This is a genomic window from Pectobacterium sp. F1-1 (assembly GCF_025643735.1).
Classification (GTDB): Bacteria; Pseudomonadota; Gammaproteobacteria; order Enterobacterales; family Enterobacteriaceae; genus Pectobacterium; species Pectobacterium colocasium.
Map to the genome: position 1 here is coordinate 437,919 of NZ_CP104733.1, position 19,300 is coordinate 457,218.

The window sequence follows — 19,300 nt, forward strand, 5'->3', positions numbered from 1 at the left end:
TAAAAAGGCCGGGATTTTTGTTATCTGTCATTCAGCCACAATACGCATCAACAGTTGACCGTGCTCAACGGTAACTGTCACCGCCGTATCCGTCTCAAATCCTGCGGCTTCGAGCCAGTTGCCGGTAAGGTGCAGGCTGGGGCTGCGGCTGTAATAGCGCGTCATATCATTGCGGCCGGCGTGGCGACGGCTGACATAGCCGACCTTCAGGTGTCGCCTGAAACAGATGCAGGTGGTTGCAGAAATCAGCAATCAGGTCATCGACATTGCCGGTATGCACGGGGCAATCATTGCCACGAAAGCGGCGAAGGCAGAAGCGGAAGCGAAGGTGGCAGGTCTTTCTGCTGCTGATAGGCTGGCGGCTAGAGACGCCCTTGCGACAGGCGACAACTCGAATCTGACGCCGACAGAGGCAGATATTCAGAAATATGTTTATCAGACGTCGTATGACAACGCCTATACTCAGGCGTTGAACCGTTCCGGATTTGGCACCGGTGGCGCGATTCGTCAGGGCATCATGGCGGTTTCGGCGGCAGTACAGGGGCTGGCCGGTGGTAACGTTGCGCAGGCGATAGCGGGAGCGGCGGCACCGTATCTGGCGACAGAAATCAAGAAAGCCACGACGGACGCAAAAGGTAACGTAAATATCGCTGCCAATGCGGTAGCGCACGCGGTGCTGGGTGGTATTGTGGCAGAAGCCAGCGGCAACAGTGTGCTAGCAGGTGCGGCAGGTGCCGCGACAGGTGAGTTGGCGGCGCGCGTGATTGCTGACAGGCTGTATCCGGGTAAAGCCATCTCGGAAATGACGGAAAGTGAAAAGCAGACGGTCACCACGCTCTCGCTTCTGGCGGGCGGTCTGGCGGCCGGCACAGCAGGCGACTCGACGAGCAACGCGGTAGCGGGTGCGCAGGCAGGCCGAAATGCGGTTGAGAATAACTATCTGAGTGCCGATCAGATAGAAGATTTTGCGGCGAGGGCTAAGGGTTGTGAAGCTCGCGGTGACTGCAAACAGATCGTGAAGGAAATGGAAGATCTGAGTCTGGAACAGCAGAAGGAAATTATTGCTGTATGTTCGACCAGCCCAGAGGCCTGTAAAGAAAAGTACGGCGATATCCCAGCAAACGGTATGTTGGTTCGTGAAGCGATAGATCGTGTGTTGGGTGATGATGTGCCATCGAAAATGAAGAATGACATGTCTTCGTTATTGGCACAGCAGATAGAAGCCGAAGGTGTTGTATCTAGTACGGAGTTTGCAAATAGACTCCAAAGTATTTACGGCATTGATAAACAACAGGCAGAAATTTTAGCTGGAGCTGCATTAGGTGCTATTACCGGTGGCATGGGTAAAGGCGCTAAACCAACGGCAGGGACAGCAGGCAAAAATGTTGTTGTTGTGGACTCAGGCAAGAAAGGTGGCTGGAACAAAACAATGAATAAACCAGAACCCAATACTGTCTATGAAGTTGACGGGAATAAGACTTATCACACGGATGAGTTGAGTCGAACTACCAATGTTAGTGCATCACTGAGTCTATCTAAAAATGATAGGAATACTTACCAGCAATGTAAGGCTGGTAAGTGTGGTAATACTGGTGATGAAGGCGGTCATCTTATTGCTAGTATTTTCAATGGGCCGGGTGAGAAACTAAATCTTGTTCCTATGGATGGGAATCTGAATAAAGGTGCTTGGAAACAGATGGAGAATACGTGGGCCAATGCATTGAAAGATGGTAAGGCGGTGGATGTTAATATTCAGCCGATGTATTCAGGAAATAATACAAGGCCAGATAGGGTGATTGTTCAATATTCAATTGACGGAGGCAGACCCGTTAATGTTGACTTTAAAAACTCTCCCGGAGGTAAATAATGCGGGATCAGGATTTTGAGCAGAGAATAGGCCAAATTCTGTATGGTTGTGGGCCTAAGAATGCCCACAAGATTATAGTAAGAGCAGAGGTTTTTCCTGAAAATGATGGTGGAAAGTATGAGTTTGATTATCTTGATGAAAATGGTGAACTAGACTGGTTCTCCCCAGATGGGCGAGCTGTTGCTGATTTAACGGATGCATTAGTTGCCTATAAAGCATTTTTTTTGGATAACAACTTAACTAGCGGGAAACCTATCTGGTCAAGATGTGAAATCACAGTTGATATACCAGAAGAAAAAATAAATATAAGCCTTCAGTACGACGACTAACAGCAATCCCGGCTTCTAAAACAAGCCGGGATTTTTGTTTTTACCTGTCAGAACCTTAACTCAGTCTCAATCACCAGTTTACCGCGCTCCACGGTGACGATAACAGGCTGTCCGGTGTTAAAACCGAGGTCTTCGAGCCACTTGCCGCTGAGCTTAAGCTGCGGGCTGGGCGGTTTTTTACCGCCATTGGGGGCGTAACCGACGGTGTAATGCCGTTGTGGCTCTTTTACTTCAGTTGCGCGTGGTTCTGACTTAGAATCGCGTTCAGCCATGATTAACTACCTCACTTAGTGGGTTATGGTGAGCGACCTGACAGTGTTCCCGCACTGGCGGGTCGCGCTAAAATTACGGTTAACTCGGTGTCTTACGTGTAAAACGGTTGGCATCGTGCTTGAGGATCAATGACTCCAGCAGCACTCTTGCCACTTCCTTCTCTTCAGGTGAGAACTGACTCACCGCCTCAAACTGCAAGCGCAGCTCATCGTCGGGGTTGCGTTCAGCCTTATCAAAAACAAGCGTATCTGCACTGACAGACAGCGCACAGGACAGCTTACGGATAATCTCCAGCGTGGGCTGAACTTCGTCAGACTCATAGCGGCGTATCATCGTCACGTGACAGCCCACCTTCTCAGCCAGAGCCGCTTGTGTCAGCTTACGGTCTTTACGCAGGGCAGCAAGACGTTTACCAAAGTCCATAGATATTACTCGCCAAGGAAACAATGCCAGCATCTTAACCCCCTGTATCGTAAGTGGTGCTTGTAATATACCATATATGCATGTATAAATAAACCATAAAGGCATATTGACAGGTTTTTACAGGAGCGACGGAATGGGACGAATGACACCGGCAGAACTGACGCGGCTCAAGCATGAGGTGTCATTGCTGACCGTGGCGCAACGTCAGGGTCATGTGCTGAAAAAGCAGGGCGATGACAGCGTAGTGTGCCTGTGTCCGTTCCATCGGGAGAAAACGCCGTCCTGCGTTATCACGCCATCAAAGAACCTGTATCACTGCTTCGGCTGCGGCGCGTCGGGGTCGGTGCTGGACTGGCTGCAACACACCGAGCGGCTGACCTATCCGCAGACGCTGGTACGGCTGCGTGAACTGGCCGGAACCCCGTCTTCTTTAGCCGCCGTCCCTGTACCGGCTTCGCCGCCAGTGGCGCGGACGCCGCTGTCTGACCTGGATGATGACGGTCAGGCGTTGCTGCATCAGGTTATCGACTTCTATCACCACAATCTGCTGACCAGCCCGGAGGCACAGCAGTGGCTGGTCAGTCGCGGGCTGAACCATCCTGAACTGGTAAGCCATTTTAAGTTGGGGTTCGCCGGGCATCACGGAATCAGCGGCAGCGCGGGGCTGTTGCCATCAACATCAAGCGGTGAGGGAAAGCGGCTGCGTGAGCGGCTGGCCGGGCTGGGGGTGCTGCGGTCTGCCACAAAACAGGACCACTTCCGGGGCTGCGTGGTGATGCCGGTCGTGGGCTGGAGCGAGTCGGCGAACGTGGCGCAGCGCGGGCGGGTGTTGCAGTTGTACGGTCGCCGGACCACGGCGGACTACGCGGTGAAGAAAGGGGCGGCGAAGCATCTTTATCTGCCGTCACCGTTAAGCGGGGTGTGGAATGAGGAAGCGCTGAAGGCGTCGTCAGAGGTCATCCTGTGTGAAGCGTTAATCGATGCGATGACCTTCTGGTGCGCGGGGTTCCGCCATGTGACCACGGCTTACGGGGCGAACGGTTTTACCGCTGAGCATCTGGCGGCGTTGCAGTACCACGGGGTCAAGCGGGTGTTAATCGCCTATGACCGGGATGAGGCAGGCGACCGGGGTGCGGTAGCCGTGGCCGCTGACCTGCTGGAAGGCGGTATCGGGGCGTGGCGGGTGCAGTTCCCTGCGGGGCTGGATGCGAATGCCTATGCGCTGAAAAGTGGTAATCCTGAAGCGGCGTTAGGGCTGGCGCTGGAGCAGGCACAATGGATGGGTAAAGGCATGGTTCCCGGTGTGGTGTTCTCGCATGAAACGCCGGTATCTGGCGTGAGTGAAACCCCTCCTTCTTTAGCTGCCCAGCCGAATGAACCAACAACACCACCGGTTCAGGCACTTATCCCGTGCGAACAAACGGATACGGGCGAGCTGCTGTTACGCGCCGGACCACGGGTGTGGCGGGTGCGGGGCTGGCAGAAGAACAGCGTTGCCGAGGTGATGAAAGTCAACGTGCAGGTGCGGGATGAGAGTACCGGTGCGTTCCATGTGGACTCACTGGATATGTACAGTTCACGTCATCGTCAGGGTTATATCAGCGCAGCGGCGGTTGAACTGGGCTGTGAGTCCTCGGTCATCAAACGTGAATGCGGTCGGGTGCTGCTGATGCTGGAGCAGAAGCAGGATGAAGCGCGGCAGTCGGCGGCGCAGGCGGACGCTACAGCGGCGGTGACGGTCAGCGCGGAAGACGAAGCGGCGGCGCTTGAACTGCTCAAATCCCCCGACCTTGCAGAACGGGTGGTGAATGACCTCGCGGCCTGCGGCGTGGTGGGGGAAAGCACTAATCTGCTGACCGGGTATCTGGCGGCGACGTCGCGCAAGCTGGATAAACCGCTTGCGGTGCTGATACAGAGCAGTTCGGCGGCGGGTAAATCCTCGCTGATGGACGCGGTGCTGGGGCTGATGCCAGAAGAAGAGCGTATCCAGTACAGCGCGATGACCGGGCAGAGCCTGTACTACCTTGGCGAGACCTCGCTACAGCACAAAATCCTCGCCATCGCCGAAGAAGAAGGGGTGAGACAGGCGGCGTATGCGCTGAAGCTGTTGCAGTCGGACGGGGAACTGAAAATCGCCTCGACCGGCAAGAACGAACAGAGCGGCGAACTGGTGACACGGGAGTATAAAGTGCAGGGACCGGTGATGCTGATGCTGACCACCACGGCCATCGACGTAGACGAAGAGCTGCTGAACCGCTGTCTGGTTCTGACGGTGAATGAATCCAGAGAGCAGACGCAGGCGATACACGCGATGCAGCGTCACGGCCAGACGCTGGAAGGGCTGCTTCAGTCCTCAGAAAAGCAGTATCTGACCCGGTTACACCAGAACGCGCAGCGGCTGCTGCGGCCGCTGAAGGTGGTGAACCCGTATGCTGACCGGCTGACGTTCCTGTCGGACAAGACAAGAACCCGGCGCGACCATATGAAGTACCTCACTTTAATCCAGTCCATCGCGCTGCTGCACCAGTACCAGCGAGCAGTGAAACGGGTCGAGCACCGGGGGCAGGTTATCGAGTATATCGAGGTGGCACAGAGTGATATCGCGTTAGCCAATCAACTGGCGCATGAGGTACTGGGGCGAACGCTGGACGAGATGCCGCCGCAGACGCGCAAACTGTTGCTGCTGATACAGGCGATGGTGAGCGACATGGCGCAGCGTCAGGGTTGCCAGTCGGGTGAGGTGCGGTTCACGCGGAGAGATATCCGGGGTTACACCAACTGGAGTGACAGCCAGCTCAAGAACCACTGTCTGCGGCTGAGTGAAATGGAATATCTGCTGCTGCACGGCGGCAGCCGGGGTCATCTGTTGCAGTATGAGCTGCTGTGGGATGGTGGCAACGGTGATGAAAGTCACCTGTGCGGTCTGCTTCATGTGGCTGAAAACGATGGCGGTGAGTGCAAGTCTGGTCAGGATGAAGACAGGTCTGGCTTAAGTCTGCCTCAAGTCGGGCTAAGTCTGATGCAAAAAATACCGGGTCAGCCCAGACGGTACAAGGCGTTGATGGCCTGCAAGTCTGCCCTGAGCCAGATGCAGTAATAAAGGGAAAACGAAAATCGCCCGCCGCCTCACTGCCTGCTGCCGAGGCTGATGACCTGCCATTACAGGGCAGCAAGCGCAAGTCTGGTAAAGATGAAGACAAGTCTGGTTCAAGTCTGCCTCAGGTTCGGGTCAAGTCTGGTGTGGAAAATGCCATGTCAGCCCAGACAGCACAAGGCGTTGATGGTCTGCAAGTCTGCTCTGAGCCAGATGCAGTAATAAAGGGAAAAAAGAAAGCGGGTAAAACCTTGCTGCCCGTGAGTGCGGCAACGGAGGTGCAGCATGGCCAACCGTAAACCGCGAGCGGGTGCGCTGCTGACGGTGGATGAGGTCTACCGTAAACCCATCGGTCCGGCCAGCGACCCGAAGAGCCTGTATGCGCTGCTGCTGCGGTTCGTGGTGTGGCGTCGGGAGCGCAACGGGTCGGAGGCGACGCTGAAGGTGCAGACACATCACCAGTACCGTTTTATCCTGTGGGCGGCAGAGCGGGGAGTGCATTACGCCCGTGACGTTACCCGTCCCATCCTTGAGCGTTACCAGCGTCATCTGTACCAGTACCGCAAAAGCAACGGCGAACCCCTGAGCACCCGGACCCAGCGCACGGCGTTACAGCCGTTGCAGGTGTGGTTCAGCTGGCTGACGAAACAGCATCTGATACTGGCGAACCCGGCGGCCGACCTGGCGCTGCCGAAGCTGGAGAAGCGACTGCCGCGCACGATACTGAGCGTGGAGGACGTGGAGCAGGTACTGGCCTTACCCGACCTGACGACGCTTCAGGGCATCCGTGACCGGGCGCTGATGGAGCTGCTGTGGTCAACGGGGCTGAGGCGGGGTGAGGTGGCAAAGCTGGACGTCTACAGCGTGGACGGGAGCCGTAAAACGGTAACGGTGAGGCAGGGCAAGGGCAGGAAAGACCGGGTTATCCCGATAGGAAACCGGGCGCTGCGCTGGCTGAGTCACTACCAGCAACAGGTGAGGCCGCAACTGCTGGTCAGTCAGGACATTACCGCGCTGTTCGTGGCGCTGGATGGAATCGCGGGACTGACGGCGAACGGCATCACCCACATGGTCGGCCACTACATCCGGGCATCGGGACTCGCGCCGTGGGGAAGCTGTCACCTGTTCCGGCATGCGATGGCGACGCAGATGCTGGAGAACGGCGCGGATATCCGGTGGATACAGGCGATGTTAGGTCATGCGAGCGTGGAGAGCACGCAAATCTATACGCAAGTCTCCATCAGGGCGTTATCCGCAGTCCATGCGAGTACGCACCCGGCAGAGCGTGAGGCTGAGGAAGACACCGGGCTGCTGGCCGACCTGATAGCGGACGAGGAGGCGGACACAGCGGAGCCGCACGACATACCTGTGTTGCCGGACAGTCACAAAAGTTAGCTCGTTCTCTTCAAGGCCGCAGGGTACGGCGTTGGGCAAACGCTGCGCCGTCCGTGGCGCAGCGCTTGCCTTGTTCAGGCTGGGCACTCCGGCGGTAAATGCCGCCCGGCCAGCGCCCACCTCAGTCACTCCCTTTATCTCACGTTGCTGGCCAGTCGTCATTCAACATAATGTGGCATTACGCGAAAGCCGCTGAACGCGGCCAACGCGTAACGAACATTATGTCGGCGCCGTCTACCGCAAGGGCGCGCTGCGGTCTGCTTCGGCATCGGTGAGCGGCTGGCCGCCGGGGTTCGGCTCTGTGGTGCGGTGTGGCGCACAGCTCGCAGGCTCGCTCTGCTATTAGCATCGCGTTCCTTCCCTGGCTTCCACGGTGTGGCCGCCGTCCCTGGCGGCGCAGGCTTCGGCGTCAATCCTCAGCAAACATCAACGTCAACATCAAAGCAGAAGCCGTTCCTGCGTCACGGCGCTGAAGGGCTTTACCTCGCCCCCGGCCCCCAACCCCGCTGCACTGGCTGCGCCCGGCTCGCAGTCGCCGGCTCCTTGCTCGTTCCCGTGCTCGCCATCTCCGCCCCGTGCGGCCCCCGCCGGGGGCCTCCCTGTTAAACCTCTTCTCTTGCGGGCTTCGCCAGCCCGCACCCGGCAGACGCTTCACCGTCCCACAGGCAAGCTGCGGAACGTCTCGCGCCGCGATAAACCCGGTTCAACAACAAAACGGGTAATGGCAGCGGCTGATGCCGCTGCTATGATGTGGCGGTTGCAGGCGGTAAGGTCACGGCGGGGCGGTAGCGTGCCGGGGGCTAAAAACGCGTATCGGGGCTTCGGAGTCGGGGCATCGAAACGCATCAGAAAAAACCAGCTGTAACTGGCTGACTGAACAGGGAAAAATGGTGTTCGCTGGCTGAGTTCGCACCGGAAAACGTTGTTGTTGAGAATAATCTTTTTGGTTTTGACTCAAAGAGTACGCCACAAGGGCTAAGAGATTTTGGGCAGTCGGCAACGTCGTTGTACACCAATACCAACCTGACGGATGAAAACGGTAATATTCTTAATCCGATAACAGAAGAAGAACGGCAGTATGCGATGCACAAGTTGATCACAGGTACGATACCTGAAGGGCAGGATCCTGTTCGAGGTCTTTTAATCGCGTGGGGAGCTGGAGCATCTGTGGTTGTCGCGCCGGTATTTTTACCCAGTATGTTGAGTGCTGGCACAATAATTGGCGGCGGAGCCATTAGTGGTACAGCAAATATTAGTAATCAGTTAATGGGAAATGGTTCATTTAGCTATACCGATGCGCTGATTGCGACGGGGGCTGGGGCAGTCACACAAGGCAGAGGATTCTGGTTTACAGAAGTTGTGAGTGTTGGCGGTGCTTACGCAGGAGCAAAATTGCAGAATAAAGATCCGTTGACGGCATCCATCGCGGCGGGGATTGGTACGGCGATTGGTGCTGCTGGCGGTAAACTAATCACCTATAGCAATAAGCTAAATCCTATTGTTTCAGATAGAGCTGCGGAGTCCGTAGGAGCGGTAGTCGGTGCTTTGAGTTCAGAAGCAGCGACTTCTGAGGCGGAGAACCAAGTAAAGGCAATCAGGAATAATCAAAATGGCAAATAAAATAGGAATTAAAACTCTTTTGATTCTAATCACGTCATTCACAGTGTTCATTGCTTTAACTGTGCTCCTGATTAGATTAGGTATCGCATCTGTATTCTTTTTTAAGGATGGTTTTTTTACTTTTCGTGGCAGAACGGAGTTATTGACTCTGCTAGAAAAGGTCTATCGGGGGGGATTCCCTTAGGGGTAGGAATCTGGATTATGTCCCGGCTCAAAGCGAATAAAGATAAATAAAATACATTTAAAGATCCCGGAACCACCGGGATCATCTTCGTGGTGATCAAAACCTTAGTTCAGTCTCAATGACCAGTCTGCTGTGTTCAACAGTGATAGTGACCCGCGTATCGGTCCCAAACCCCGCGGCTTCCAGCCAGTGGCCGGTAAGGTGCGGGCTGCTGCTGTAATAGCGCGTCATATCGTTGCGGTCTGTGTGGCGACGGCTGACATAGCCGACCTTCAGGTGTCGCCTGCAACAGATGCAGGTGGTTGCAGAAATCAGCAATCAGGTCATCGATATTGCCGGTATGCACGGGGCAATTATTGCCACGAAAGCGGCGAAGGCAGAAGCGGAAGCGAAGGTGGCAGGTCTTTCTGCTGCTGATAGGCTGGCGGCTAGAGACGCCCTTGCGACAGGCGACAACTCGAATCTGACGCCGACAGAGGCAGATATTCAGAAATATGTTTATCAGACGTCGTATGACAACGCCTATACTCAGGCGTTGAACCGTTCCGGATTTGGCACCGGTGGCGCGATTCGTCAGGGCATCATGGCGGTCTCGGCGGCAGTACAGGGGCTGGCCGGTAGTAACGTTGCGCAGGCGATAGCGGGAGCGGCGGCACCGTATCTGGCGACAGAAATCAAGAAAGCCACGACGGACGCAAAAGGTAACGTAAATATCGCTGCCAATGCGGTAGCGCACGCGGTGCTGGGTGGTATTGTGGCAGAAGCCAGCGGCAACAGTGTGCTAGCAGGTGCGGCAGGTGCCGCGACAGGTGAGTTGGCGGCGCGCGTGATTGCTGACAGGCTGTATCCGGGTAAAGCCATCTCGGAAATGACGGAAAGTGAAAAGCAGACGGTCACCACGCTCTCGCTTCTGGCGGGCGGTCTGGCAGCGGGCACGGCAGGCGACTCGACGAGCAACGCGGTAGCGGGTGCGCAGGCAGGCCGAAATGCGGTGGAGAATAATCTTTTTGGTTTTGACTCAAAGAGTACGCCACAAGGGCTAAGAGATTTTGGGCAGTCGGCAACGTCGTTGTACACCAATACCAACCTGACGGATGAAAACGGTAATGTTCTTAATCCGATAACAGAAGAAGAACGGCAGTATGCGATGCACAGGTTAGTGACGGGTGTCATGCCGGAAGGGCAGGATATCTCGAAAGCCATCGTGAATGGATATACGAATGGTGTGTTGATTGCAGGTGCGTGGTATCTGGGGCCAGCGGCTGCGTTAGGAAAAGTGGTGGTCGGTTCTGCTCTGAGCGGCGGTGCGAATGCTGCCTATCAATGGTATGACCTGAGCCAGCCGAAAAATATAAATAAGACTTATGATTATTGGAGTACCACTGCTGCGTTAGTTACTGGTGGACTGGCTCCGGGGCGTGATATTTTACCGAACGTCGGTATAGCAATGGGAAGCGCGGTATTTACGGATGGACCAAGCGTAGGGGCAATTGGCAGCGCAGCGGCAGGCTCTTGGGCTGGCGGAGCGTTTGGGAAATATGCGCCTGAAGTTGTAAAAAAAGCGATTGGCAGTGATCCTGTACCTGAATTTGTTTATGATTTTAGCGGTGGGGTAGCATCTGAGTTTACAAGTGGTTTTATCAAGGACATCAATAAGCCTGCGTCAGAAGGAGAGATGAATAAATGATTAAATCTCTTTATGGATACATTGCTCTTCTTCTTTATAGCTGCTTATTTTTTATATTAATGTTGTTATCTTTAGGATTTATTATTTCATCTGTGTATTATTTTTCATATGGGGTATTTAATTTTCCTAAATATCAAGTGGAAAGGGCGGTTGTATTTGGCTTGATTACGGGAGTTGCTGCATGGTTAGGTATTTTGATTTTTAAGCTCTTGGATAAGTTTAAAAAGAAACCTCCTTCTGATCCAAAATAAAAAATCCCGGCTCCTAAAAAGGCCGGGATTTTTGTTATCTGTCACTCAGCCACAATGCGCATCAACAGTTGACCGTGCTCAACGGTGACAATCACCGGCGTATCGGTCCCAAATCCCGTTGCTTTCATCCAGTAGCGCTGGGGCTGCGGCTGTAATTGCGGTCTGTGTGGCGACGGCTGACGTAGCCAGAGCAGTCGTACTGCTACGGCACGTTGTTGTTGCGGGACACGGCGAAGCAGGTGCAGGACATCGCCACGCTGAGCCGTGACGTTGAGCACGCGAACAACGCGCTCAGCCCGATCTTTAACAAAGAGAAAGAGCAGAAACGCCTGAAACAGGCGCAGCTGATAGGTGATATCGGCGCGCAGGTGATGGATATCGTGCGCACGGAAGGCGAGCTGAAGGCGCAGAAAGCCGCGGAGGCCAAGGGCGATGCCACTGTCAAACGTCCGCAGGACGGTGATTCGGCGCAGGAATGGGAAGTCTATAAAAAGGCGCTGACGGAGTCACCGACCTACAAGGCCGAGATGCAGAAATACGGCACGGGCAGCGACTTCCAGCGCGCGGCACAGGCGGCGACGGCGGCGATTCAGGCACTGGCGGGCGGGGATATCCAGAAAGCGATAGCCAGCGGGGCATCACCGTATCTGGCACAGCTGGTGAAGGACGTCACGCTACCGAAGGATGAAAGCAAAATCACGGCGTCGGATATCGCGGCCAACGCGATGGCGCACGCAGTGGTGGGGGCTGTAGTTGCCCAGTTGTCGGGTCAGGATGCAGCCGCGGGGGCCATCGGTGCCTCCAGCGGTGAACTGGCTGCCCGCGCCATCATGGCGGAGCAATACCCCGGCAAGACGGCGAGCGACCTGACGGAAGAAGAAAAGCAATCCGTCAGCGCGCTTTCCACGCTGGCCTCCGGGCTCTTGTCTGGTCTGGCGAGCAACAGCACGGCTTCCGCCGCCAGCGGCGCACAGTCCGGGCGTAATGCGGTGGAGAATAACTTCCTAAACAAAGGGAGGCCGGTTGAGTTTGCTGAAAAACTGAAAGCGTGTAGCGGTGAGCCATCCTGCGAGCAGGGCGTGCGCAAGGACATGGCGAAGGAGTCGGCAGAAAATATCCAGAAGCTGAAGTCTTGCTGGGAAGCAGGTGATAGCGCCTGTGTTGTAGCAATGCGCAGCCAGATAGAAACCGATGGAAAAGCTTACGCTCAACTTGGTGTACAGGATGCTCTGGCGGGACGTAGTTATGAAAACAGTGCGAACTGGTATGCTGATATCATCGAACAATGCGCAGGTAAATGTGGCTGGCTGGAGTCAGCGCTGGCGAAGACAGCCGCAGATGGCCTGACTAATGCTGTGTATGGGGCGTTAGGTACGGGTAGTTTGACGAAGCCTGGGCAGACGGTGGAGCCGACCAACCCGACAACCAATTCTCAAGGGGTCACTACGAGTAATGCTGCTACTTCATTAAAAGTCGGTGAAAGCAGAGTTATTGATGGGATAAATGTGACGAGGGTAGGTAGATGGATGTCCCCTGATGAACTAGCTCAAATGCAAAATAGTGGCAAAGTTATTCAAGGTGGTGGGGACAAACATTCATTTCCACTAATGGAGCCTCGGACTTTAAAGGTACTGCACCAGCAGGGTCAGTTTATGCTGAATTTGATGTTTCTACTAAAAGCTTGTTGCAAGGTGGGAAAGACGGTTGGTTTAAATTAATCGGTCCAGATGCAAGTAAGTCACAGCAATTTATGCTGAATAAGCAAGGAGGCACACAATTGCCTGATGTAAAAAATATTTCAATTATAGATAAAAAATAGATGGTTATTTAAATTATGGATATTAACTTTTTTAAGAAAAAAATAGAGCCAATTTTAGTGGGATATAGCTTTCAATACACTTCTTTTCTTGATGGTGATTTTGGCGATCTCGAACGAGTTGAATTCGAGGGGCACAATAAAGTCGGAACTGTTGATTTTTGGTCAAAAGGTTGGATAAGCATTGATATATATGACCTTATACTCGATGACCAAAGGCTCAATTTATTGTTAGGCCCTGATGAGGAGCAGTTGAAAGCCATAGAAACTTTAGTAAAGCTCTTGAATGGTATTGAAGAAAATGGCAATTAATTTGCCATTCTTCTATTCACATAACGGCCCCGGCTAAAACAGACCGGGATCGTTGTTTTTATCGGTCAGAACCTTAGCTCCGCCTCAATCACCAGTCGCCCGCGCTCGACGGTGACGATAACCGGCTGTCCGGTGTTAAAACCGAGGTCTTCGAGCCACTTGCCGCTGAGCTTAAGCTGCGGGCTGGGCGGTTTTTTACCGCCGTTGGGGGCGTAACCGACGGTGTAATGCCGTTGTGGCTCTTTTACTTCAGTTGCGCGGGGTTCTGACTTAGAATCGCGTTCAGCCATGATTAACTACCTCACTTAGTGGGTTATGGTGAGCGACCTGACAGTGTTCCCGCACTGGCGGGTCGCGCTAAAATTACGGTTAACTCGGTGTCTTACGTGTAAAACGGTTGGCATCGTGCTTGAGGATCAATGACTCCAGCAGCACTCTGGCCACTTCCTTCTCTTCAGGTGAGAACTGACTCACCGCCTCAAACTGCAAGCGCAGCTCATCGTCGGGGTTGCGTTCAGCCTTATCAAAAACAAGCGTATCTGCACTGACAGACAGCGCACAGGACAGCTTACGGATAATCTCCAGCGTGGGCTGAACTTCGTCAGACTCATAGCGGCGTATCATCGTCACGTGACAGCCCACCTTCTCAGCCAGAGCCGCTTGTGTCAGCTTACGGTCTTTACGCAGGGCAGCAAGACGTTTACCAAAGTCCATAGATATTACTCGCCAAGGAAACAATGCCAGCATCTTAACCCCCTGTATCGTAAGTGGCGCTTGTAATATACCATATATGCATGTATAAATAAACCATAAAGGCATATTGACAGGTTTTTACAGGAGCGACGGAATGGGACGACTGACACCGGCAGAACTGACGCGGCTCAAGCATGAGGTGTCATTGCTGACCGTGGCGCAACGTCAGGGTCATGTGCTGAAAAAGCAGGGCGATGACAGCGTAGTGTGCCTGTGTCCGTTCCATCGGGAGAAAACGCCGTCCTGCGTTATCACGCCATCAAAGAACCTGTATCACTGCTTCGGCTGCGGCGCGTCGGGGTCGGTGCTGGACTGGCTGCAACACACCGAGCGGCTGACCTATCCGCAGACGCTGGTACGGCTGCGTGAACTGGCCGGAACCCCGTCTTCTTTAGCCGCCGTCCCTGTACCGGCTTCGCCGCCAGTGGCGCGGACGCGGCTGTCTGACCTGGATGATGACGGTCAGGCGTTGCTGCATCAGGTTATCGACTTCTATCACCACAATCTGCTGACCAGCCCGGAGGCACAGCAATGGCTGGTCAGTCGCGGGCTGAACCATCCTGAACTGGTAAGCCATTTTAAGTTGGGGTTCGCCGGGCATCACGGAATCAGCGGCAGCGCGGGGCTGTTGCCATCAACATCAAGCGGTGAGGGAAAGCGGCTGCGTGAGCGGCTGGCCGGGCTGGGGGTGCTGCGGTCTGCCACAAAACAGGACCACTTCCGGGGCTGCGTGGTGATGCCGGTCGTGGGCTGGAGCGAGTCGGCGAACGTGGCGCAGCGCGGGCGGGTGTTGCAGTTGTACGGTCGCCGGACCACGGCGGACTACGCGGTGAAGAAAGGGGCGGCGAAGCATCTTTATCTGCCGTCACCGTTAAGCGGGGTGTGGAATGAGGAAGCGCTGAAGGCGTCGTCAGAGGTCATCCTGTGTGAAGCGTTAATCGATGCGATGACCTTCTGGTGCGCGGGGTTCCGCAACGTGATAGCCGCGTATGGCTGCAACGGTTTTACCGCTGAGCATCTGGCGGCGTTGCAGTACCACGGGGTCAAGCGGGTGTTAATCGCCTATGACCGGGATGAGGCAGGCGACCGGGGTGCGGAAACCGTGGCCGCTGACCTGCTGGAAAGCGGTATCGGGGCGTGGCGGGTGCAGTTCCCTGCGGGGCTGGATGCGAATGCCTATGCGCTGAAAAGTGGTAATCCTGAAGCGGCGTTAGGGCTGGCGCTGGAGCAGGCACAATGGATGGGTAAAGGCATGGTTCCCGGTGTGGTGTTCTCGCATGAAACGCCGGTATCTGGCGTGAGTGAAACCCCTCCTTCTTTAGCTGCCCAGCCGAATGAACCAACAACACCACCGGTTCAGGCACTTATCCCGTGCGAACAAACGGATACGGGCGAGCTGCTGTTACGCGCCGGACCACGGGTGTGGCGGGTGCGGGGCTGGCAGAAGAACAGCGTTGCCGAGGTGATGAAAGTCAACGTGCAGGTGCGGGATGAGAGTACCGGTGCGTTCCATGTGGACTCACTGGATATGTACAGTTCACGTCATCGTCAGGGTTATATCAGCGCAGCGGCGGTTGAACTGGGCTGTGAGTCCTCGGTCATCAAACGTGAATGCGGTCGGGTGCTGCTGATGCTGGAGCAGAAGCAGGATGAAGCGCGGCAGTCGGCGGCGCAGGCGGACGCTACAGCGGCGGTGACGGTCAGCGCGGAAGACAAAGCGGCGGCGCTTGAACTGCTCAAATCCCCCGACCTTGCAGAACGGGTGGTGAATGACCTCGCGGCCTGCGGCGTGGTGGGGGAAAGCACTAATCTGCTGACGGGGTATCTGGCGGCGACGTCGCGCAAGCTGGATAAACCGCTTGCGGTGCTGATACAGAGCAGTTCGGCGGCGGGTAAATCCTCGCTGATGGACGCGGTGCTGGGGCTGATGCCAGAAGAAGAGCGTATCCAGTACTCGGCGATGACCGGGCAGAGCCTGTACTACCTTGGCGAGACCTCGCTACAGCACAAAATCCTCGCCATCGCCGAAGAAGAAGGGGTGAGACAGGCGGCGTATGCGCTGAAGCTGTTGCAGTCGGACGGGGAACTGAAAATCGCCTCGACCGGCAAGAACGAACAGAGCGGCGAACTGGTGACACGGGAGTATAAAGTGCAGGGACCGGTGATGCTGATGCTGACCACCACGGCCATCGACGTAGACGAAGAGCTGCTGAACCGCTGTCTGGTTCTGACGGTGAATGAATCCAGAGAGCAGACGCAGGCGATACACGCGATGCAGCGTCACGGCCAGACGCTGGAAGGGCTGCTTCAGTCCTCAGAAAAGCAGTATCTGACCCGGCTACACCAGAACGCGCAGCGGCTGTTGAGGCCGCTGAAGGTGGTGAACCCGTATGCCGACCGGCTGACGTTCCTGAGTGATAAAACCCGCACCCGGCGCGACCATATGAAATACCTGACCTTAATCCAGTCCATCGCGTTGTTACATCAGTACCAGCGGGAAGTGAAACGGGTCGAGCACCGGGGGCAGGTTATCGAGTATATCGAGGTGGCACAGAGTGATATCGCGTTAGCCAATCAACTGGCGCATGAGGTACTGGGGCGAACGCTGGACGAGATGCCGCCGCAGACGCGCAAACTGTTGCTGCTGATACAGGCGATGGTGAGCGACATGGCGCAGCGTCAGGGTTGCCAGTCGGGTGAGGTGCGGTTCACGCGGAGAGATATCCGGGGTTACACCAACTGGAGTGACAGCCAGCTCAAGAACCACTGTCTGCGGCTGAGTGAAATGGAATATCTGCTGCTGCACGGCGGCAGCCGGGGTCATCTGTTGCAGTATGAGCTGCTGTGGGATGGTGGCAACGGTGATGAAAGTCACCTGTGCGGTCTGCTTCATGTGGCTGAAAACGATGGCGGTGAGTGCAAGTCTGGTCAGGATGAAGACAGGTCTGGCTTAAGTCTGCCTCAAGTCGGGGCTAAGTCTGATGCAAAAAATACCGGGTCAGCCCAGACGGTACAAGGCGTTGATGGCCTGCAAGTCTGCCCTGAGCCAGATGCAGTAATAAAGGGAAAACGAAAATCGCCCGCCGCCTCACTGCCTGCTGCCGAGGCTGATGACCTGCCATTACAGGGCAGCAAGCGCAAGTCTGGTAAAGATGAAGACAAGTCTGGTTCAAGTCTGCCTCAGGTTCGGGTCAAGTCTGGTGTGGAAAATGCCATGTCAGCCCAGACAGCACAAGGCGTTGATGGTCTGCAAGTCTGCTCTGAGCCAGATGCAGTAATAAAGGGAAAAAAGAAAGCGGGTAAAACCTTGCTGCCCGTGAGTGCGGCAACGGAGGTGCAGCATGGCCAACCGTAAACCGCGAGCGGGTGCGCTGCTGACGGTGGATGAGGTCTACCGTAAACCCATCGGTCCGGCCAGCGACCCGAAGAGCCTGTATGCGCTGCTGCTGCGGTTCGTGGTGTGGCGTCGGGAGCGCAACGGGTCGGAGGCGACGCTGAAGGTGCAGACGCATCACCAGTACCGGTTCATCCTGTGGGCAGCAGAGCGGGGTGTGCATTACGCCCGTGACGTAACCCGCCCCATCCTTGAACGCTACCAGCGGCATCTGTACCAGTACCGCAAAAGCAACGGTGAACCCCTCTCCACCCGGACCCAGCGCACGGCGTTACAGCCGTTGCAGGTGTGGTTCAGCTGGCTGACGAAACAGCATCTGATACTGGCGAACCCGGCGGCTGACCTGGAGTTGCCGAAGCTGGAAAAGCGGCTACCGCGCACGATACTGAGCGTGGAGGATGTGGAGCAGGTGCTGGCGTTGCCCGACCTGACGACGCTTCAGGGGCAGCGTGACCGGGCGCTGATGGAGCTGCTGTGGTCAACGGGGCTGAGGCGGGGTGAGGTGGCAAAGCTGGACGTCTACAGCGTGGACGGGAGCCGTAAAACGGTGACGGTGAGGCAGGGCAAGGGAAGAAAAGACCGGGTTATCCCGATAGGAAACCGGGCGCTGCGCTGGCTGAGTCACTACCAGCAACAGGTGAGGCCGCAACTGCTGGTCAGTCAGGACATTACCGCGCTGTTCGTGGCGCTGGATGGAATCGCGGGACTGACGGCGAACGGCATCACCCACATGGTCGGCCACTACATCCGGGCATCGGGACTCGCGCCGTGGGGAAGCTGTCACCTGTTCCGGCATGCGATGGCGACGCAGATGCTGGAGAACGGCGCGGATATCCGGTGGATACAGGCGATGTTAGGTCATGCGAGCGTGGAGAGCACGCAAATCTATACGCAAGTCTCCATCAGGGCGTTATCCGCAGTCCATGCGAGTACGCACCCGGCAGAGCGTGAGGCTGAAGAAGAAACCGGGCTGCTGGCTGACCTGATAGCGGACGAGGAGGCGGACACAGCGGAGCCGCACGACATACCTGTGTTGCCGGACAGTCACAAAAGTTAGCTCGTTCTCTTCAAGGCCGCAGGGTACGGCGTCGGGCAAAAGCTGCGCCATCCGTGGCGCACCTATTGCCTTGTTCAGCTAAGCGCTCCGGCGGTAAATGTCGCCCGGCCAGCGTTAACCCAAGCCGTTCTCTGTCATTAACGTTGCTGGCCGTTCGTCATTCAACATAATGTGGCATTACGCGAAAGCCGCTGAACGCGGCCAACGCGTAACGAACATTATGTCGGCGCCGTCTACCGCAAGGGCGCGCTGCGGTCTGCTTCGGCATCGGTGAGCGGCTGGCCGCCGGGGTTCGGCTCTGTGGTGCGGTGTGGCGCACAGCTCGCCAGCTCGCTCTGCTACGAACCTCAGCGTGCTTCCCTGGCTCTGACGGTGTGGCCGCCCTCCCTGGCGGCGCAGGCTCCGGCGTCAGCCTTCAAAAAACGTCAACAGAACAAGGGTTGTCGGCCTGCTGCCTCCGCTGAAGGGCTTCACCTCGCCCCCGCCCCAACCCCGCTGCACTGGCTGTGCCCGGCTCGCAGTCGCAGGCTCCTTGCTCGTTGCCGTGCTCGCCATCTCCGCCCCGTGCGGCCCCCGCCGGGGGCCTCCCCGCTAACCCGTTCTCTTGCGGGCTTCGCCAGCCCGCACCCGGCAGACGCTTCACCGTCCCACAGGCAAGCTGCGGAACGGCTCGCGCCGCGATAAACCCGGTTCAACAACAAAACGGGTAATGGCATCGGCTGACGCCGCTGCTATGATGTGGCGGTTGCAGGCGGTAACGTCACGGCGGGGCGGTAGCGTGCCGGGATGAAAAAGTGCGTATCGGGGCTTCGGAGTCGGGGCATCGAAACGCATCAGAAAAAACC

At 56.1% G+C, this 19,300-nt stretch carries 17 protein-coding genes and 1 pseudogene; 11 read left to right on the forward strand and 7 right to left on the reverse strand.

Annotated elements, in window-relative coordinates; translation table 11 throughout:
• Window positions 1–27: 27 nt before the first annotated feature.
• On the reverse strand, window positions 28–252 hold the full coding sequence (locus NAL19_RS01970) for a type I toxin-antitoxin system SymE family toxin (protein WP_263058609.1): 225 nt from the start codon (window positions 250–252) through the stop codon (window positions 28–30).
• Here NAL19_RS01970 and NAL19_RS01975 point away from each other — a divergent pair.
• Window positions 233–1,867 (forward strand): DNA/RNA non-specific endonuclease, encoded by a 1,635-nt coding sequence (locus NAL19_RS01975; RefSeq protein WP_263058610.1) that lies wholly within the window; start codon window positions 233–235, stop codon window positions 1,865–1,867. The two genes, NAL19_RS01970 and NAL19_RS01975, sit on opposite strands and share 20 nt — an antisense overlap.
• A complete protein-coding gene (locus tag NAL19_RS01980; protein ID WP_263058611.1) occupies window positions 1,867–2,196 on the forward strand; it encodes a hypothetical protein in 330 nt (109 codons plus the stop codon). Before NAL19_RS01975 ends, NAL19_RS01980 begins: the two co-directional genes overlap by 1 nt.
• A gap of 47 nt (window positions 2,197–2,243) precedes the next feature.
• Here NAL19_RS01980 and NAL19_RS01985 read toward each other — a convergent pair whose 3' ends face one another.
• Both NAL19_RS01985 and NAL19_RS01990 read right to left on the reverse strand, forming a co-directional pair.
• Window positions 2,244–2,468: a type I toxin-antitoxin system SymE family toxin gene (locus NAL19_RS01985; protein WP_263058612.1), complete on the reverse strand. Its 225-nt coding sequence runs from the start codon at window positions 2,466–2,468 to the stop codon at window positions 2,244–2,246.
• Between the two features lie 79 nt (window positions 2,469–2,547).
• Window positions 2,548–2,892 carry a helix-turn-helix domain-containing protein gene (locus NAL19_RS01990; RefSeq protein ID WP_225084767.1) on the reverse strand — a complete coding sequence of 115 codons (345 nt, stop codon included), beginning with the start codon at window positions 2,890–2,892 and terminating at the stop codon, window positions 2,548–2,550.
• Window positions 2,893–3,025: 133 nt separating this feature from the next.
• Between NAL19_RS01990 and NAL19_RS01995 the strand changes: the two are divergent.
• From NAL19_RS01995 to NAL19_RS02005, 3 genes and pseudogenes are all read left to right on the forward strand, one after another.
• A pseudogene (locus NAL19_RS01995) lies at window positions 3,026–6,285 on the forward strand (CHC2 zinc finger domain-containing protein).
• Entirely contained in the window at window positions 6,272–7,381 is a 1,110-nt protein-coding gene (gene xerC / locus NAL19_RS02000; protein WP_263058613.1) for a site-specific tyrosine recombinase XerC, read from the forward strand. Before NAL19_RS01995 ends, xerC (NAL19_RS02000) begins: the two are co-directional and overlap by 14 nt.
• Before the next feature lie 1,005 nt (window positions 7,382–8,386).
• Window positions 8,387–9,001 (forward strand): hypothetical protein, encoded by a 615-nt coding sequence (locus NAL19_RS02005; RefSeq protein WP_263058614.1) that lies wholly within the window; start codon window positions 8,387–8,389, stop codon window positions 8,999–9,001.
• Between the two features lie 280 nt (window positions 9,002–9,281).
• On the opposite strand, the gene NAL19_RS21645 is transcribed toward NAL19_RS02005, so the two are convergent.
• The gene (locus NAL19_RS21645) at window positions 9,282–9,416 is read right to left on the reverse strand and encodes a SymE family type I addiction module toxin (RefSeq protein ID WP_317630317.1); all 135 of its coding nucleotides are present in this window, start codon (window positions 9,414–9,416) and stop codon (window positions 9,282–9,284) included.
• Window positions 9,417–9,477: 61 nt separating this feature from the next.
• Between NAL19_RS21645 and NAL19_RS02015 the strand changes: the two genes are divergently transcribed.
• A complete protein-coding gene (locus NAL19_RS02015) occupies window positions 9,478–10,872 on the forward strand; it encodes a VENN motif pre-toxin domain-containing protein (RefSeq protein ID WP_263058615.1) in 1,395 nt (464 codons plus the stop codon).
• On the forward strand, window positions 10,869–11,123 hold the full coding sequence (locus NAL19_RS02020) for a hypothetical protein (RefSeq protein WP_263058616.1): 255 nt from the start codon (window positions 10,869–10,871) through the stop codon (window positions 11,121–11,123). Before NAL19_RS02015 ends, NAL19_RS02020 begins: the two co-directional genes overlap by 4 nt.
• Before the next feature lie 41 nt (window positions 11,124–11,164).
• Here the strand turns inward: NAL19_RS02020 and NAL19_RS02025 are convergent, their stop codons facing one another.
• Entirely contained in the window at window positions 11,165–11,401 is a 237-nt protein-coding gene (locus NAL19_RS02025) for a type I toxin-antitoxin system SymE family toxin (RefSeq protein ID WP_263058617.1), read from the reverse strand.
• On the opposite strand from NAL19_RS02025, the gene NAL19_RS02030 reads away from it, so the two are divergent.
• Together NAL19_RS02030 and NAL19_RS02035 are read left to right on the forward strand one after the other, a co-directional pair.
• Window positions 11,363–12,841, forward strand: a complete 1,479-nt coding sequence (locus NAL19_RS02030; protein WP_263058618.1) for a VENN motif pre-toxin domain-containing protein — start codon at window positions 11,363–11,365, stop codon at window positions 12,839–12,841. The two genes, NAL19_RS02025 and NAL19_RS02030, sit on opposite strands and share 39 nt — an antisense overlap.
• Before the next feature lie 116 nt (window positions 12,842–12,957).
• Entirely contained in the window at window positions 12,958–13,251 is a 294-nt protein-coding gene (locus tag NAL19_RS02035; protein WP_130621517.1) for a hypothetical protein, read from the forward strand.
• A gap of 65 nt (window positions 13,252–13,316) precedes the next feature.
• On the opposite strand, the gene NAL19_RS02040 is transcribed toward NAL19_RS02035, so the two are convergent.
• Window positions 13,317–13,541 (reverse strand): type I toxin-antitoxin system SymE family toxin, encoded by a 225-nt coding sequence (locus tag NAL19_RS02040; RefSeq protein ID WP_263058619.1) that lies wholly within the window; start codon window positions 13,539–13,541, stop codon window positions 13,317–13,319.
• 79 nt (window positions 13,542–13,620) lie between these two features.
• Window positions 13,621–13,965 (reverse strand): helix-turn-helix domain-containing protein, encoded by a 345-nt coding sequence (locus NAL19_RS02045; RefSeq protein ID WP_225084767.1) that lies wholly within the window; start codon window positions 13,963–13,965, stop codon window positions 13,621–13,623.
• A gap of 133 nt (window positions 13,966–14,098) precedes the next feature.
• Here NAL19_RS02045 and NAL19_RS02050 point away from each other — a divergent pair, with 133 nt between their 5' ends.
• Together NAL19_RS02050 and xerC (NAL19_RS02055) are read left to right on the forward strand one after the other, a co-directional pair.
• Window positions 14,099–17,359 carry a CHC2 zinc finger domain-containing protein gene (locus NAL19_RS02050; protein ID WP_263058620.1) on the forward strand — a complete coding sequence of 1,087 codons (3,261 nt, stop codon included), beginning with the start codon at window positions 14,099–14,101 and terminating at the stop codon, window positions 17,357–17,359.
• A complete protein-coding gene (gene xerC / locus NAL19_RS02055; protein WP_263058621.1) occupies window positions 17,346–18,455 on the forward strand; it encodes a site-specific tyrosine recombinase XerC in 1,110 nt (369 codons plus the stop codon). Before NAL19_RS02050 ends, xerC (NAL19_RS02055) begins: the two co-directional genes overlap by 14 nt.
• Window positions 18,456–19,300: the final 845 nt, after the last annotated feature.

Excerpts from the sequence above, each read along its gene's own strand:
- NAL19_RS01980 (WP_263058611.1), top strand. The coding sequence starts at position 1,867 with ATGCGGGATCAGGATTTTGAGCAGAGAATAGGCCAAATTCTGTATGGT.
- NAL19_RS01985 (WP_263058612.1), bottom strand. The coding sequence starts at position 2,468 with ATGGCTGAACGCGATTCTAAGTCAGAACCACGCGCAACTGAAGTAAAA.
- NAL19_RS01990 (WP_225084767.1), bottom strand. The coding sequence starts at position 2,892 with ATGGACTTTGGTAAACGTCTTGCTGCCCTGCGTAAAGACCGTAAGCTG.
- xerC (WP_263058613.1), top strand. The coding sequence starts at position 6,272 with ATGGCCAACCGTAAACCGCGAGCGGGTGCGCTGCTGACGGTGGATGAG.
- NAL19_RS21645 (WP_317630317.1), bottom strand. The coding sequence starts at position 9,416 with ATGACGCGCTATTACAGCAGCAGCCCGCACCTTACCGGCCACTGGCTG.
- NAL19_RS02015 (WP_263058615.1), top strand. The coding sequence starts at position 9,478 with ATGCAGGTGGTTGCAGAAATCAGCAATCAGGTCATCGATATTGCCGGT.
- NAL19_RS02020 (WP_263058616.1), top strand. The coding sequence starts at position 10,869 with ATGATTAAATCTCTTTATGGATACATTGCTCTTCTTCTTTATAGCTGC.
- NAL19_RS02035 (WP_130621517.1), top strand. The coding sequence starts at position 12,958 with ATGGATATTAACTTTTTTAAGAAAAAAATAGAGCCAATTTTAGTGGGA.
- NAL19_RS02040 (WP_263058619.1), bottom strand. The coding sequence starts at position 13,541 with ATGGCTGAACGCGATTCTAAGTCAGAACCCCGCGCAACTGAAGTAAAA.
- NAL19_RS02045 (WP_225084767.1), bottom strand. The coding sequence starts at position 13,965 with ATGGACTTTGGTAAACGTCTTGCTGCCCTGCGTAAAGACCGTAAGCTG.
- NAL19_RS02050 (WP_263058620.1), top strand. The coding sequence starts at position 14,099 with ATGGGACGACTGACACCGGCAGAACTGACGCGGCTCAAGCATGAGGTG.
- xerC (WP_263058621.1), top strand. The coding sequence starts at position 17,346 with ATGGCCAACCGTAAACCGCGAGCGGGTGCGCTGCTGACGGTGGATGAG.